The organism is Vreelandella sp. DA03-1M (assembly GCF_055725665.1).
The window spans coordinates 1328020-1344059 of the sequence record NZ_CM146798.1 but is presented as its reverse complement, the minus strand read 5'-3'; the positions used below and the strand labels follow the sequence as shown (position 1 = coordinate 1344059).

Sequence of the window (16040 nt, the reverse complement as noted above, 5' to 3'; positions counted from 1 at the left end):
GTTTGGCGAGCCTAATGTAAGGTGCGCTGATCGCCCGGCAGGGTATCAATATGCAGTGGCGCAAAATGGCGCGGTTTATTGCCTGGAAAATCGATGCTAACCCACGGCCCGGCCAAGACCGGCGCGCCGCATATCCAGGCCACCAGCGCCTGCCGAAAACCGGCTAAAAAGCTTTCCCGCTCTGGGGTTTCGCCCATAAAAAACGAGAAGCCAGCGTACATGCCCATGGCGTACTCCTGCCATCCGGCGTAGTGATCCGCCGCCAATTGGTAAGCACGATCCAGCACCTTAGCGAAAGCAGCGCTATCCAGCCAGCCTAGCTGCCGCGCGGCAATCGCCAGATCGACCAGTTGGGCAATATCCCAGGCCGCCATATCGACTTCATTACAGCCATCTTCGTTGTCGCGTACCCGACGTAAACGAAGCAGATGGTGGCGCTCGTCTTCAGCACAATCGCCAGATTCAAGAATGGCGATTTCAGCGCTTAAACGTTCGGTATTGAGGGTGTAAGGAGCGTAGTTAATCTGATACTCCTGGCGATCCCCCGCCTCGAGCATGTAGGTCAAAAATTCCTGCATATCCCCAGCGCTGCTCAAGTGATAATGGCTCTCTACCCACTCGCGGATTTCAGCGCACTCACGGGCGCTTTCGGGCTGTGGTTCACTCCATACGGCACTGTTTAAAGGCCCGACCAGTGACATGGCCGTGAAGTGGCTTAAGGTGGGCCGACTGCCCGGCTCACGCCAAGCATCGTGGCGCCAATCCAGCCAGTGGAACAGGCTACCGGGGTCTTCGATATGCCAAATAATTTCGTTAATTAGCGATGCATGCTCGGGCTCAGGCAGGCAGCTCTCCCACGCAAACCAGGCGTCTAACAAGCGCTTGGGATTGGGGTAAAACCGGCACAGGCAGCTGCGCAGCGCGCTGGCATACTCCATTAATGGCCCACGATCCAGCAAGCCGCTATCGAGGGACATATGCAGATAGAAAGCGAATTTTTCGGCCATATGGATAGTGGCCGCATGGCGGCTCACCCCTTTAACCGCATTACGCTGTTTAAGCTCTTCCGGAGTCGGTTGGCCAAACCAACTTTGCGAGGGTGGCAAAACGCCATGTACCGCGTCAGCCGCCAGCTGGTTAAGATGATGCGCCTGAGCGGGTAGCCAGTAGCGCGCCAACGCATGAGCACCTTCATCGGCGTGCAGGCCCAGCGACTCCTGCAAATAGAGCGCCGCATCGGCACGCTGCTCTTCTGGAAGCGCAGCTGACGGGTCTATTTGACGCAACATTACATCCGGTTCGCGAACGCTGGCCAAGGCCAACAGCCAGTGATGGGACGTGTTGCGCCATTGTCGAATACGCGTTTGAGAGGCCTTCCGCGTGGGTTCGTCCAAGAGTTCGCCCGGCGGCCGTTTCCAGGGGCTGTAAGTGCTGTGCAGCAGTAGCTGATGCCGCTCGCTGGGTGTTTTGCCTCGCCGGTCAATGCCATCAAACAGGCTTTGCCCCCGACCGTAGGCGTTAAGGACCGCGTACCAGTCATGGTAGCGACGGCTGATCAAATCGGCGGCGTGCCCCGCCAAGTCATCGGCTTCGTCCTGGCTGAGCCAACCGCAGCAGGCGCCCGCCCAGGCAAGCTCGACAAGCCGCAGCCAATCCCAGGCGGCCCACTCCAGCGGCTCACCCTGAGTCACAAATTTATTCAATACGGGCGCATAGGGCGACTCTTCTACTACGCTACGCTGCCACTCCATACGCTGAGCGCCGTCCATACTCAATAGTTCGCGGGCTTCGATATCCCAGCGCTGGCGCTCGCCTTGGGCGCCTAGCCACAACATTACCCCCAGCAGCGCATCGCGGTCGTGGACATCCCACACGTGGGCCAGCCACTCAGCGGCGTCGGGCCAGTCGGTTTGGCTTGCAGGATAGACGATGATCGGCCGAAACAGCGCGCATAGTCGCCAGCTCTGAGCCGCTGGCTGTTGCGGCCATAGGGAAGCAGGGGCAGGCAGTTTAGCCAGGGCATTTTCAAGTGCTTCCCAGGTAACGCCTTCGCCATCGGTTTCGAGATTGGCCAGCGCCTGGCAGGCATCGATAAAGCGATCATCAGCGCCACTTTCCCAGCCTCTGGCACCCAAGGCACGACGCAGATCGGCGAGCCATGCACGCAGATCGCTGTAATCACTGGTAATACGACGTGTTAAATGGTGCGCCCAGGCGCGTGACTGATCTGCTTCTAACCAACCCGCTGCTCCGGCAAGCGCAGCCCACTCGAGCGCGCCTAATAGACGATCGGCACGACCTGCAGGTGCACCCAGGCCGTGAAACAGCTGTTCGGCCAGCTCTCCCCGATCGGTAATTCCCAGTTGCAGCAAACGCTGCTCAGCAGCGCCTGCATCGACCGCCAGCGGATGAGGAGTAAACGCCCAATCACACAGCACGAGCTGTTGGGCCCACCAGGCATTTAACGCGTCGATCAAGAAGCACCTCGAAAAAAACACAGTGGCACCGACAAAGCGCCGGAATAAGGCCGCCCAGTGTAACGGAAGTGGCGCGAAACACCGATAGCGTCAGTATAAAACGACATCGCCCGGCACAAGGCCGGGCGGTGTTTTACAGGTAGCAACTCAATCGCTACGCTTTTTTAACCTTACTGATTACCCAAAGCAGTACCACAGCACCCACGGTCGCGGTGACTAGCGAACCGATAAAGCCACCGGAAGAGAGGCCAAGAAGGCTGAACAAAAAACCACCCACGACCGCACCAACGATACCGACACCGATATTACCCAGGATGCCAAAACCGCCGCCGCGCATGATGTTGCCAGCAATCCAACCAGCTAAACCACCAATAATTAACCATGCAATAAAGCCCATATAGTCTCCTTACTATTTAATGACGGGTTTCAAGTACGTATTTCAGCTATGTATCTCCACTACGTATGTTAGTAGGCGTTTTACCTACTAGTCACGCTTGTTCTACCATAGCACACAGCGTTAGTGTTCGGCGCCTACCGGTATAGCTGCTTGGCAACTCTTAAAGGAAAATTCATGATCCCCGACTCGCTCAATCAACTGGTTAAAAGCACTCAAGGGCAACAAACGGCCCAGTGGGAAGGCCGAGACGTGGTGCTTTTCAATATGCCGTGGGGCGAGTTGGTAATTAGCCTCCAGGGCGCTCAAGTACTGCACTTCTGCCCTGTAGGCGACACCGACTGGCTATGGCTGACGCCAACGCCCCAGGCGCTGCCAGGCGCTATCCGGGGCGGTATTCCGCTCTGCTGGCCGTGGTTCGCCGACGAGCGCTATGCCGATGAGAGCCCCAACCACGACGGTCCCTTCCATGGCCTTGCCCGCCACGCTGAATGGCATTTGGACGCCGTCGATGAGCACGCCGAGGGAATTGAACTCCACCTCTCCCCGGCGCAGCCCCTGCATACAATGCTCACCGCGCGCCTGGTGGTACAAGCCAACGCCCAACGCTTAAACGTTGAGCTGATTAGCGAAAACATCGGCGAAACGCCGATCAAAACCAGCGGTGCGCTGCACACCTATTTAGCCGTTGCTGACACCCATCAGTGCCGCTTGGAAGGCCTTTCCGGCGCCCGCTATCTCGACAAACTACGCGACTTTGCTGAGAGTGAGCAGCAGGGCACGCTGGCCGTTCAGGGCGCCGTTGACCGCATTTATCACACCAATGAAGCCGTGCTGCTCAACGATGGCGAGCGCAGCCTGCGCATCGGCAAACAGTCCAGCGACTCCACCGTGGTGTGGCATCCCAACCACGACCTGCCCAGCGACACTCCCGCCGAGGTAGCACGCCAGTTTATCTGCGTTGAAGCGGCCAATACGCGCCTAGACCCGGTCTGGCTGGTGCCCGGAGCACAGCACCTGTTAGGCACCACCCTCAGCCGCGGTTAACCTTCGGTTCATCAATATTTTGCTATCATGCGCTCACTTTCATTTGAGCTAGGGAGATCCAATGGATCCGCAGCAATGGCTAGAGGCCGCTACGCTAGCCTTTAATTTAATCGGCATGGTGGTGTGTTTAGTGGGTCTTACCTTGGCGCAAAAAATGACTCGCCGCTGGCCGGGCTACACGTTGGCGGGGATCGGCTTTTTGATTGCCACCCTACCGATGCTTTCACAGCTACTATTAATGTTTCGCCAGTAATGGTCATACAGCCCGGCTTGTTTTGAACTGGGCTGATTATGAAGAGACCCAGTTTTGAATAGAGACGGGACCGCGTTAAGTTGGCAAGAGCCATAAAAGGATCGAAAGGATGCGTCAGCCGTTAAGTCGCGAACTGAGCAATTTGTTAGAGCGGGGGCGGGATCGCCAGTTGCGCTTAGCGGTAACGGGCCTCTCGCAAGCAGGCAAAACCGCTTTTTTGACCTCGCTGGTCAATCAACTGCGTCACGCTGGCGTTGAGGCGCGGCTCGATTTGCTGCCCGCTGCCAGGGAAGGCCGCCTGCTCGGCGCCCAGCGGCTTAACCAGCCCGACCTGGGCGTGCCGCGTTTTCCCTACGACCCCGGCATGGCTGCACTGCGCGATACGCCCCCGCGTTGGCCGGAGCCCACCCGCGGGATCAGCGAGTTACGCTTACAGCTACGCTACCGCCCTGCCCGCAGCGGCTGGTTAACCCCAGAAATTGCCCACCTCACTCTCGACCTGTTCGACTACCCCGGCGAGTGGCTGCTCGATTTGCCACTACTGCAGCACGACTTTTATAGCTGGAGCCAGGCTCAGGCGCTGTACGCAGGCGAACAGCGCCGTGGCCTGTTTAGCGAGTGGCTAGCGGCGGTGGAGAAGCTCGACCCGGCAGGCGAAGCCGATGAGGCTCAACTGGCTGCCCTGGCAGAAGAGTATGCCCAAGGTTTACGGCGCGCTAAACAGGCCGGCTTTTCCGACTTACAGCCGGGTCGCTTTTTGCTGCCTGGCGAGCTCGAAGGCGCGCCGGTGCTGCAGTTTTTCCCGCTGCCACAGCTGAATTCTTCCCATCACGCCACCTCGAAAGAAGCCTTGGACGCGTTACCTGCCAACAGCCTTTACGCCACGCTGGCCGCGCGCTTTCGCTACTACCAGCAACAGGTCGTCAAGCCCTTCTACCGCGATCACTTCCGTCGCTTTGACCGCCAGATCGTACTGGTCGACGTGCTGGGGGCGCTAAACGCCGGGCCGGAACGGTTTGAAGACCTTTCCCGTGCGCTGCGCCAGTTAATGCACAGCTTCGACTACGGCAAGCGCAGCCTGCTGACACGGCTGTTCGCGCCCAAGATTGACCGCTTGGCGATTGCGGCGACCAAAGCCGATCATGTCACCCCCGACCAACACGGCAACGTGGTGCAGCTATTGGAAGCCTTACTGGCGGAGCCCTTGAAAGACCTACGCTTTGCCAATGTTCCGGTCAAAGCGCTCTCACTGGCCTCGATTCGCGCCACTGAAGCTCGCGAAGTAACACACGAAGGTAAGCGCTCACCCGCACTGCGCGGTACGACACTGGAAGGCGAAGAGGTGTTGGTCTACCCAGGCGATGTGCCTGCCCGGCTCCCCACTGCCGATTTTTGGCAGCAGCAAGGTTTCGATTTTCCTGGTTTTCGCCCGATGCAAGCCACTTCGGAAGCGCTTGATCATATCCGCATGGACGCCGCCATCGACTGGCTGCTTGGAGACAAACTAACATGACCACCCCACAGCCACGGCGCCACTTTACGCTGGATGACACACCGGAAGCGGCGGTGGATGCCGAGGCGCCCTTGCGCCAACGGGAAGCGTTTGCAGGCACCAGCGAGCACCATCCCCTGGCACCGCTGGCCGAAGAGAAAGCGCTGCCCGCCGCCAGCCTAGGCGCGCCACGCAAGCGCCGCTGGGGGCTGCTGTTCGCCCTGGCAGGGGGCGCGGCCCTGGGCACCGCTGAGCTGGTGACCGGAATACCCGACGCACTGGCACAATCTCACTGGCTCGAGATGGCTTGGCAGCTGTTCGGGATCAGTTTGATTGGCTTGGGCGCTTTCTCGTTGCTCAAAGAGCTGGGACGTTTGCGCCGCCTGAAACGCCACGATAAGTTGCGCGGCAATCTCGCCGAGCTGCCGCTGCGCTCCCCCAAACAGGCTCGGGCGATGGCCGAGCAACTCAGGCGCCAGCTAAAGCTCGCCGACGATGATCCCCACTGGCTAGCCTTTCAACGCGCCAGCCAGCCGCACCATAGCGGGGAAGAGATTCAAACGTTGCTGCGCTATCACCTGCTGGCACCACGCGACCGCGAAGCCCAACGCTTGATTACCCGCATGTCCGGGGAAACCGCGATCATGGTCGCCATCAGCCCGCTAACGCTGGTGGACATGGCGCTGGTGGCCTGGCGTAGTTTGGCGATGGTAGATCGCCTCTGCCGCTTGTACGGCCTTGAGCTGGGCTATGCCAGCCGCCTGCGGCTGTTTCGTAACGTGCTGCACAACATGGCCTTTGCCGGTGCCAGTGAACTGGCCGCCGACGCCAGCATGGACATGCTCTCGCTCGATTTGGCCGGGCGTCTCTCCGCCCGTGCAGGCCAAGGGCTCGCCACCGGGCTGCTTAGCGCCCGCCTTGGATTACGCGCCCAGCGCCTCTGCCGACCTGTGCCCTTCACTGCCGATGAGCAACCCAAGATCGCCGATCTGCGTCAAGATTTGTGGCGTCAAATCAAACAGTTGGATAAAGATAAAGTGCCGCAGAATCGCTAAGCGTGTAAACGGTGGCGGCGCTCTTTTTGATCACAAGATGGGATTCAACGCTGATTATGCTCATGATGGGGGTTTAACATAGCATTCTCCAATGAGGAGACGTAGTGCATGAATCACCCCAATGAGTCAGAGTCGCCCCCGGCAGGGAGCGACATGCAGACCGACTATGTCGTCGGTCAGGACAATATCAAGGGCCAGTTTGGCCCCATCGGCTTCGATATCCACAACCGTGTGTTCGTTGTCTCCGCGCTTGCCTCTGCCATATTCATCGTTCTCACCCTGCTGTTCCCAGAGCAGGCGGGGAGCACCTTTCAGTCCATTGTTTCTTTCTCGACGGGAACACTGGACTGGTATTTCATGATTCTGGTCGATTTCTTTATTCTGTTTTGCTTGGCACTGGTGGTGCTGCCTTATGGCTCAGTCAGGCTGGGCGGTGCCGATGCCCGGCCGGATCACAGCTATCTTTCCTGGTTCGCGATGCTATTTACGGCGGGCATCGGTATCGGCCTGCTGTTCTTCGGTGTACTCGAACCGGTTTATCACGCCAACGTCTCGCTGCCCTTAGGCGTCGAGTCTCCGTTTGGTGCTGACGGTGAGTTAAATCCAGCCGCTATTGCCGATGCCAGTGCCTTAGGACTGGCTGGCACCTACCTCCATTGGGGGATCCATGGCTGGGCAGTGTATGTGGTCATGGCGTTAGCGCTGGGCATCTTTACTTATAACAAGGGACTGCCGTTCTCGATCCGCTCGGCCTTTTTCCCAATTCTCGGCGAGCGAGTCTGGGGCTGGTGGGGGCACGTCATCGACATATTGGCGGTGTTTTCCACCCTCTTCGGGCTGGCGACCTCCCTTGGGCTGGGTGCTCAGCAGGCCAATGCGGGGATGAACTTTGTCTTCGGCCTGGAAGTCAGCACCTTAACCCAGGTCATCGTCATCATTCTGGTAACGGCAGTGGCGCTGGTGTCGGTTTGGCGCGGTCTTGAGGGCGGTTTGAAGAAGCTCTCCGAGATCAATATGATTCTGGCCGTTCTGTTCTTCTTTTTCGTGCTCTTCGCTGGCCCCACGCTTTTGGCACTAAGCGGCTTCTGGTCGGGGCTTACTACCTATGTGACGGACTTTATTCCTCTATCCGCGCCCTTCGGTCGTGACGACGATGCCTATCGCCAGTCCTGGACGATTTTCTACTGGGCGTGGTGGATCAGTTGGGCACCTTTCGTGGGGATGTTTATTGCCCGCGTATCACGGGGCCGTACGGTGCGTGAGTTTGTCCTCTGCGTCTTGCTGGTGCCTAGCCTGTTTATCTTTGTCTGGATGGGCGTGTTTGGCTCGACGGCGCTTGAGCAGCTTTACGCTGACCCGGCGGGCAGCTTGGTGAAAGAGTATGTCATCGACAACTACAGACCCGAGCTTTCGCTGTTCGGCATGCTGAACGAGCTACCGCTGACTGGCCTGATGTCGACCCTGGGCATCATCCTGGCGCTAATCTTCTTTGTCACCTCTTCGGATTCCGGCTCCCTGGTCATCGATACCATCACGGCCGGTGGCAAAATCGATGCTCCGCGGCCACAGCGGATGTTCTGGGCGGTCATCGAGGGCCTCATCGCGATTGTGCTGCTTATCGGTGGGGGTCTGACCGCGCTTCAGGCAGGGGTCACCGCCACCGCTATTCCGTTCTCGATTGTGATGTTGCTAATGTGCTACTCGATCATCAAGGCGCTCAATGGCGAGTTGCGGCTTATCCGAAAGTGATACCTGCCGCTAAAACCTTTAGGCAACTGTAAAAAAGGCCCTCTGCTGAAACCAGCAGAGGGCCTTACTATTTCACAACAGGTTCGAACCACGTGGTTTACGCAATACGCTGCTCGGTCTCAGCATCGAATAAGATCGCCCGCCCCATATCTACCCTTAGCGCCAGTCGCTCCCCAGCAGCCACCGCGCATTTCGGCCCAACACGGGCTGTTACTTCCTGTTCGCCCAGGGGTAAACGCAGCAGGATATCCGCCCCGGTAGGTTCGACTACCGCCACACTAGCGCTCAGCAGCGTTCCTTCGGCTTGGGACGTTAACCGCTCATCCTCTTCGCTGAAGTGCTCTGGGCGCAGCCCCAGGATGACCGGCTGATTAAGCCGTTCAGCCATGTCTGCGTCGATACGCGCTTCCGGCCAGGGCAGAACCAAGTCCGCCTCTTCCGGTGTAGCAATACGTAGTTGATACCCACCATTGTCATCCTCCAGCGTGGCGCGAATGAAGTTCATCGATGGCGACCCCATAAAGCCTGCTACGAACATATCCACCGGGTTATTGTAGACCTCATCCGGGGAGCCGAGCTGCAGAATATAGCCGTCGCGCATCACCGCAATGCAGTCGGCCAGGGTCATGGCTTCGACCTGGTCGTGGGTAACGTAAACGATGGTGGTACCCAGGCGCTGGTGGAGTTTTTTGATCTCGGTACGCATATCCACACGCAGCTTGGCATCCAGATTAGAGAGCGGCTCGTCAAACAGGTAGACCTTGGGCTCCCGAGCAAGCGCCCGCCCCATGGCTACCCGCTGACGCTGGCCGCCGGAGAGCTGCGCAGGCTTGCGTTCCAGCAGGTGGGTAATTTGCAGTAAGTCGGCTACCCGCTCCACGGCTGCTTCCCGCTCGGGTTTGGGCACCTTGCGTATCTCAAGCCCGAAGCTGATGTTCTGGCGTACGGTCATGCTGGGGTAAAGCGCGTAGGACTGAAACACCATGGCGATGTCCCGATCCGCGGGGGTGCGCCAGGTGACGTCTTCGCCATCGATATAGATATTGCCGGACGTCACCGGCTCTAGCCCGGCAATGGCGTTCATCAGCGTGGACTTGCCGCAGCCCGAGGGGCCAACCAGAATCAGGAATTCGCCAGAATCGATCGAAATGCTGACATCTTTGAGCACCCGCTCGCTGCCGAACTCTTTGCGTACATTGTGGATTTCTAACGCTGCCATAATAAGGAACCCTATTTTTGTTAGGCTTTTAAAATAACTAACCTTTAACCGAACCCGCTGTCAGCCCGCGCACGAAGTATTTTCCCGCCAGCACGTACACCACCAGGGTAGGCAGCGCGGCAATCATTGCCGCCGCCATATCCACGTTGTACTCGCGAACGCCGGTGGAAGTATTCACCAGGTTGTTAAGCGCCACGGTAACGGGCTGGGTGTTGTGGGCTGAAAACGCTACGCCAAACAGAAAGTCGTTCCAGATTTGGGTGAACTGCCAAATTACCGACACCACGATGATAGGCGCGGAAACCGGCAGCAGAATGCGCCAGAAGATGCGGAAGAATCCGGCACCATCCAGCTTGGCAGCAGAGACCAGCTCATTGGGAATACCCACGTAGAAGTTGCGGAAAAACAGCGTGGTGAAAGCGATACCAAAGACCACGTGAACCAGGATCAACCCGGCGCGGGAGCTGGAGATCCCCAGCCAGCCGAGGGTTTGCGCCATGGGCAGCAGCACCACCTGAAAAGGAATAAAGCAGCCAAACAGCATCAGCGCGAAGACTAATTCAGAGCCTTTAAAGCGCCATTTGGTCAGTGCATAGCCGTTAAGGGCTCCGATAGTGGTGGAGATCAGCACCGCGGGAATCACAATCGCAAAGGAGTTCCAGAAGTAGCCGCCGACGCCATCACAGCGCATGCCGGTACAGGCTTCGCCCCAGGCTTTCGTCCATGGCGCCAGGGTCGGATTTTGCGGAAACGAGAGCAGCGACCCGGCGCTGATTTCGCTCAGCGGCTTCACCGAGGTCATCAGCATGACTACCAGTGGCAAGATATAGAACAGCGCGGCGAGGATCAGCACGCCGTAAAGCAGACCACGAAAAAGCCGCGCAGCGGGCGTCTGACGACGAATCACATTAGCCATGCTTGCGGCTCCTTAATTCGGAATAGAGATAAGGAATCAGAATCGCCAACACGCCGCCCAACATCAGCATGGCGCTGGCAGAGCCCAAACCTATCTGCGCCCGGGTAAAGGCATGAGCGTACATAAAGGTGGCGGGTAAGTCGGTTGCGTAGCCAGGCCCGCCGCCAGTGAGCGCGACGACTAGGTCAAAACTCTTAATCGCAATATGGGCCAAAATCATCACCGCGCTGAACACCACGGGGCGAAGGCAAGGCATCACTACGCGCCAATAAATCCTCGGCAGGCTGGCACCGTCCAACTGGGCTGCTTTCACAATACTGTCGTCGATGCCCCGCAGACCGGCTAAAAAGAGCGCCATCACAAAGCCTGACGCCTGCCATACGGCAGCAATCACCAGGGTATAAATCGCCATATCCGGGTCAGTGATCCAATCAAAGCGAAACGATTCAAAGCCCCAACTCTGGACCATGGCCTGGATACCCAACTGCGGGTTGAGTAGCCACTTCCACACCACCCCGGTCACGATAAACGACAGCGCCATGGGATAGAGATAGATCGTGCGCAGCGCCCCCTCTTGGCGAATTTTCTGGTCGAGCAGAATGGCCAGCAGCGAACCAATCACCAGGCATATCACCACGAACAGCACGCCAAAAATCATCAGGTTGGTCGAGGCGACCCACCAGCGCTCATTGGCCATCAGGCGTGAATACTGGCCAAAGCCGACAAAGTCGTAGCTGGGCAGCATGCGCGAGCTGGTTAGCGAGAGCACAAACGTCCACAGCATGAAGCCGTAAACAAAGAACAGCGAAATGGCCACCGACGGTGCCAGCACCAGGCGAGGCAGCCACGCCTGCAAACCACCGGAGGGCGTCGACCGCTTAGCGCCAGCCCCTAAAGGCGTCGCAGAGGTATTTTTCATGGGGAGGGAATCTCTCATGGAGAAGTATCCTTGCCAAGCAACATAGTGTCCTTGCTAAGCAACATAGTGTCTTTGCTAAGCAAAATAGGCGCCGCCGTTGCGGCGGCGCCTGGAGAACGCTAACGCTAGAAAAGCCTAGAAAGAGGCCGCTTCGGCGGCGCTCACCATACGTTCTGCCGCTTCTTCAGCGGGCATATCGGCGTCGTTGAAGTAGTTAGTCACCACGTCAAAAATGGCGCCCTGAATATCCGCGCGTACGGCCATACCGTGAGCCATACTGGGCACTAAGCCACCCTCTTCGGCGGTGCGCTGGAAATCAGCCAACGACTGCTGGGCACAGCTATCGAATTCGCTCATGTCCAGATCAGGCCGCGCAGGAATTGAGCCCTTGGCAAGGTTAAACGCCTCTTGGAAGGTAGGCTCAAGCACTAGTCGGGCTAACGCTTGCTGCGCTTCGCGCTCTTCGTCGTCGGTGACCCGGAACATGGCCAGGCTATCGATGTTGAAGGTGAACGCATCTTCGGTGCCCGGCGCTGCTGCACACAGGTAATCTTCCCCGGCGGTCAGCCCTGCCGCGGTGAATTCGCCTTTCGCCCAATCGCCCATCAGCTGAAAGCCGGCCACTCCATCGATCACCATGGCCGTGGCAATGTTCCAGTCGCGTCCTGGCATGCCCTCATCCATCAGTTCACGCGTACGCTTGAAGTCTTCAAGGGCATCGATCATCTGTTCGCCACCCAGGGCTTCAGGATCCAAATCTACCAATGCCTGCTGGTAAAACTCGCTGCCCTGGCCACCCAGCAGCACGCTTTCAAATACGGTCGCGTCCTGCCAAGCTTGACCGCCGTGAGCCAACGGTACGAAGCCCGCTTCGCGGATCGCCTCGCCTGCCTCGAATAGCTCATCTAGCGTGGTAGGCATCTCTACCCCTGCCGCTTCGAGCACTTCGGGGTTGGCCCACAACCAGTTTACCCGGTGTACGTTGACGGGTACCGCCACGTATTGACCATCATGGCGCATGATATCGGCCACGACTTCCGGCAGCAGCTCATCCCAGCCTTCCGCCTCGGCAACGCCGTTCAGGTCACCGAGCAAACCAAGCTCACCCCACTCCTGAATTTCGGGGCCTTTGATTTGGGCGGCAGAGGGTGGGTTGCCCGACATGGCACGAGATTTAAGCACCGTCATGGCGGTTTCACCGCCGCCACCGGCCACGGCAAAGTCCTGCCAGCCGTAGCCTTCAGCTTCCATTAACTCTTTAAGCACGTTGGCAGCGCGAGCTTCACCACCGGACGTCCACCAGTGCAGCACTTCGACTTCATTGGCCTGGGCGGTACTGGCGAGCGAGGCTCCTGCCAGAGCAAGCACGAGGGTTGTCTTCTTAAACGTCGACATGGAGTCACTCCTTATATTGTTATTGTCCTCTCGGACGTGCGACATCCAAGAGGTTACGCCAAGGTGTGCGTCAACGGGAGTTACCGAGTACTGCATAGTGTTGGGGTTTTATTACAAACCTGTAATAGTTTCCTGGCGGGGTAGCGAGAGAGTCACCACCAGCCCACCATCAGCATGGTTGGCGAGCGTGATATCGCCGCCATGGGCACGGGCAATATGCCGGGCAATGCCCAACCCGAGGCCACTACCACCAGTATGTCGACTGCGTGAGGGTTCTAAGCGCACAAAGGGCGAAAACACCCGCCCCAGCTGCTCTTCGGGTATACCTGGGCCGTGGTCACGAATACGCATGGTGACAACATTGCCGTGATCGATTAGCTGCACATCGGCCTGCTTTCCATAGAACACCGCGTTCTCAAGCAGGTTTGCCAGGCAGCGCTTAAGCGCCAGCGGTTTGGCAATCAGCGGTGGAATAGGGTTACCGCTTTTAGTCTCGATAGTGACCTTACCGCCTTGAAGGCTAAGCTCCTCGGCCAGCTCTTCGACCATGTTCGTTAGATCAACGGGCGCGGGCTCTTCGTGCAGATCCAAGCCTTTCACTGAGGCCAAGGCGCCTTTAACCAAACTATCCAGCTCATCCAGTGAGGCGCAAAAACGCTCGCGCTGATAGTCGTCTTCGAGCATTTCAGCGCGCAGGCGCATGCGGGTTAAGGGGGTCTTTAAATCATGGGAAATCGCCGAAAACAGCCGCTCGCGCTCCTCAATCTGCTCGCGGATGCGCCGCTGCATACGGTTGAACGCCGCCGCAGTGGCAGCGACCTCTTTGGGGCCGCTCTCTTTTAGCGGCGGCATATCCAAATCATCGCCCAACTGATTCGCTGCCCGTGAAAGCCGCGCCAATGGCCGGGTCACGCTGGTTATGCCCAATAGCGAAAGCGCCAGCACACTCAGCAGCACCAGTAACCCGACCAGCAAACGCTCCTCAGAAAGCCAGCGATAGCCGCTGAAAATATCCGGTACGCCTAGCAGCGTGGCGACATACAGCCAGGTGTCCGGGGCAAGCTCCAGTTGAACCACTAAAATCGGTGGGGAGAGTGGCTCCATCAGCAGGCTGTGCTGCCCCCAGCGGGGCGGCAGGTCGTAAAGCAGCACTTCGTTATTAAGCACCCGCAGGTTTTCCGGGCGGGAGAACTCGACAATCACATCGTTAATATTGAGCTGCTGGGTGAGCACCGAACGCACGTTGTTTACCACCACCTCTTTTTCCGGCCCCGAGCCGATATCGTCGATAGTGAGCCTGCGTTCGTTGACGCTGACAAAAAAGCGCGTGCCGCCCATATTACGCAGCTGATCCAGCACGATGTGGCGGTAGTCAACGGGCAGTGAGCGGAAAAACTTCATGGTGGAGGCGATGCTAAACGCCATATTGGTGGACAGCTCATCCAACTGAGCCAAGTGGCTGGAGCGCACCTGAGAAGTCCAGATCGCGTAACTGGCCCCTTGGGCGACCAGCACTCCGGCGATCATGATGATCACGAAGCGCCCGCGCAGCGACGCCGGCAGCCAGCGGGCTACTCGTCTGGATAAACGCCGCCTGGTCTCGGCCCAGCCCACTTGTTTCACGTTAATGCATCGACCTGAGCGGTTAACACATAGCCTGCCCCGCGCACCGTTCGAATTAACTGCGAGTGCTGAGCATCTTCCCCCAGCCGTTGGCGCAGGCGGCAAACGTGGACATCAATGGAGCGATCAAGCGGCGGCGCGTCCCGCCCACGGGTAAGCGCGTAGAGATCATCCCGAGTGAGCACCTTCGCCGGATGCTCTAAAAACACCTGCAATAGCTGAAAATCAGCCCCAGACAGCGCGGCGCGCTCGCCCTCCAGGTCAATCAGCTCGCGAGTCATACGGTCGAGCTGCCAATTGCCGAAAGTGACCCAGCGCGCCTGCCCGGCGGGCAACGCTGGCGGAGCACTGCGGGTACGGCGGAGCACCGCTTTGATGCGCGCCAGCAGTTCGCGGGGATTAAACGGCTTGCCCAAGTAGTCATCCGCACCCAGTTCAAGGCCTAGAATACGGTCGGTCTCATCGGCACTGGCGGTCAACATGATAATCGGCACATCGCTGTGCTTTCGGACGTCGCGGCAGATGGTAAAGCCGTCATCACCGGGGAGCATTAAATCGACTATCAGCAAGTCGGGGGTATGTTCAGCGCGCAGCGAATGCAGCGCTTGGGCACCATCCGCCGTCAATACCCGGTAACCGTGCCGCCCCAGGTAGTCAGCGAGCAGTTCACAAATTTCCGGGTCATCGTCGACCACAATCAAAGTAGCAGGGGTTGTCGTCATCGCAGCGGGTTCAGCCCTACATTGTTGTCTTTATTGGGCCTTGATGATGGTCGAGGGGCTAGGCAGTAGCAATACCGCTACGACCAAGGTTGCATTAGTGTCGCAATTTAAAATGAATTCAGGATATCAAACCGCGTTTTTAACCATGCGGCAATGCAGGCTTCGCAGTAACATCAATTGAACGTATAAGTTAGAAATTAGTGTCGGGACTGCTTAATTGCCATTTCCAGCTCAGCAACTTTTTCACTGAATTCACCATCTTTCAACTGTTTCAAACGCATAGTGGTTTCGTTCCAGTCAAGAAATCGTGAAACGGATTCGGCTGACAGAGGATAATAAACCCTATCACTCATCGCCCAGCCTCTAAGGTGATCCAAAATTTTGAGAAATCCTTCGTCACTTTCGCAGTATTTTTGTACCCACGCGACGGCATCATCATTTTCAGATATGTTAATCCAGCCATATAGATAGGCTGAAACATCAGGCAAGCTTGGTATGATCTCTTTAATATCTGGCTGACGAACGCGCTCTCTCAGAATTTCGATTGCTTGATCAAGCACCTTTTCCGAAATTTCCCATTGATCTGGATGCTCAGCCTTATCGCCTACCTTACCGTGGCGAAAAAGCTGGTTTCGAAAAAAATAGCCAACTAACCAGTTTATGGCTTTTCCGTCACTTGCGATTTTTCGAACAGTTTCAGCTTGCTTATCAGGGTTTAAGACTTGTAACCGACTAGGCTTTGTACGAAAACTGCCTGCGCTCGACAATACGGCGTTAAA

Annotated in this window: 14 protein-coding genes; 5 read left to right on the top strand and 9 right to left on the bottom strand. The window is 57.6% G+C overall.

The window, feature by feature from the left end; genetic code table 11:
- Nucleotides 1-11: 11 nt before the first annotated feature.
- The gene (locus tag ACXUPB_RS06200; protein ID WP_472955890.1) at nucleotides 12-2477 is read right to left on the bottom strand and encodes a DUF1266 domain-containing protein; all 2466 of its coding nucleotides are present in this window, start codon (nucleotides 2475-2477) and stop codon (nucleotides 12-14) included.
- A 154-nt stretch (nucleotides 2478-2631) separates the two neighbouring features.
- The gene (locus ACXUPB_RS06195) at nucleotides 2632-2874 is read right to left on the bottom strand and encodes a GlsB/YeaQ/YmgE family stress response membrane protein (RefSeq protein ID WP_035555944.1); all 243 of its coding nucleotides are present in this window, start codon (nucleotides 2872-2874) and stop codon (nucleotides 2632-2634) included.
- 174 nt (nucleotides 2875-3048) lie between these two features.
- Between ACXUPB_RS06195 and ACXUPB_RS06190 the strand changes: the two genes are divergently transcribed.
- The 5 genes from ACXUPB_RS06190 to ACXUPB_RS06170 all read left to right on the top strand — a co-directional run bounded on the left by ACXUPB_RS06190 (nucleotide 3049) and on the right by ACXUPB_RS06170 (nucleotide 8467).
- Nucleotides 3049-3918 carry a D-hexose-6-phosphate mutarotase gene (locus tag ACXUPB_RS06190; protein WP_472955888.1) on the top strand — a complete coding sequence of 290 codons (870 nt, stop codon included), beginning with the start codon at nucleotides 3049-3051 and terminating at the stop codon, nucleotides 3916-3918.
- Nucleotides 3919-3979: 61 nt separating this feature from the next.
- Complete coding sequence (locus ACXUPB_RS06185) at nucleotides 3980-4171, top strand: hypothetical protein (RefSeq protein WP_035555947.1); 192 nt, start codon at nucleotides 3980-3982, stop codon at nucleotides 4169-4171.
- Nucleotides 4172-4280: 109 nt separating this feature from the next.
- Entirely contained in the window at nucleotides 4281-5684 is a 1404-nt protein-coding gene (locus ACXUPB_RS06180) for a YcjX family GTP-binding protein (RefSeq protein ID WP_472955885.1), read from the top strand.
- Nucleotides 5681-6718 carry a YcjF family protein gene (locus ACXUPB_RS06175; RefSeq protein WP_295708572.1) on the top strand — a complete coding sequence of 346 codons (1038 nt, stop codon included), beginning with the start codon at nucleotides 5681-5683 and terminating at the stop codon, nucleotides 6716-6718. Before ACXUPB_RS06180 ends, ACXUPB_RS06175 begins: the two co-directional genes overlap by 4 nt.
- Before the next feature lie 108 nt (nucleotides 6719-6826).
- The gene (locus ACXUPB_RS06170; RefSeq protein ID WP_472955882.1) at nucleotides 6827-8467 is read left to right on the top strand and encodes a BCCT family transporter; all 1641 of its coding nucleotides are present in this window, start codon (nucleotides 6827-6829) and stop codon (nucleotides 8465-8467) included.
- A 97-nt stretch (nucleotides 8468-8564) separates the two neighbouring features.
- Here ACXUPB_RS06170 and ACXUPB_RS06165 read toward each other — a convergent pair whose 3' ends face one another.
- The 7 genes from ACXUPB_RS06165 to ACXUPB_RS06135 form a co-directional block, all read right to left on the bottom strand.
- Entirely contained in the window at nucleotides 8565-9686 is a 1122-nt protein-coding gene (locus tag ACXUPB_RS06165; protein ID WP_472955880.1) for an ABC transporter ATP-binding protein, read from the bottom strand.
- A gap of 37 nt (nucleotides 9687-9723) precedes the next feature.
- Nucleotides 9724-10602, bottom strand: coding sequence for a carbohydrate ABC transporter permease (locus ACXUPB_RS06160; RefSeq protein WP_290696493.1), 879 nt, complete (start codon nucleotides 10600-10602; stop codon nucleotides 9724-9726).
- A complete protein-coding gene (locus tag ACXUPB_RS06155) occupies nucleotides 10595-11521 on the bottom strand; it encodes a carbohydrate ABC transporter permease (protein ID WP_101146077.1) in 927 nt (308 codons plus the stop codon). The genes ACXUPB_RS06160 and ACXUPB_RS06155 overlap by 8 nt, the downstream gene beginning before the upstream one ends.
- Nucleotides 11522-11656: 135 nt before the next feature.
- A complete protein-coding gene (locus ACXUPB_RS06150) occupies nucleotides 11657-12916 on the bottom strand; it encodes an ABC transporter substrate-binding protein (RefSeq protein ID WP_472955876.1) in 1260 nt (419 codons plus the stop codon).
- 111 nt (nucleotides 12917-13027) lie between these two features.
- The gene (locus ACXUPB_RS06145; protein WP_035555961.1) at nucleotides 13028-14539 is read right to left on the bottom strand and encodes an ATP-binding protein; all 1512 of its coding nucleotides are present in this window, start codon (nucleotides 14537-14539) and stop codon (nucleotides 13028-13030) included.
- Nucleotides 14536-15261: a response regulator gene (locus tag ACXUPB_RS06140; protein WP_035555963.1), complete on the bottom strand. Its 726-nt coding sequence runs from the start codon at nucleotides 15259-15261 to the stop codon at nucleotides 14536-14538. The genes ACXUPB_RS06145 and ACXUPB_RS06140 overlap by 4 nt, the downstream gene beginning before the upstream one ends.
- 197 nt (nucleotides 15262-15458) lie before the next feature.
- Complete coding sequence (locus tag ACXUPB_RS06135) at nucleotides 15459-16028, bottom strand: hypothetical protein (RefSeq protein WP_035555965.1); 570 nt, start codon at nucleotides 16026-16028, stop codon at nucleotides 15459-15461.
- Between the last annotated feature and the right edge of the window lie 12 nt (nucleotides 16029-16040).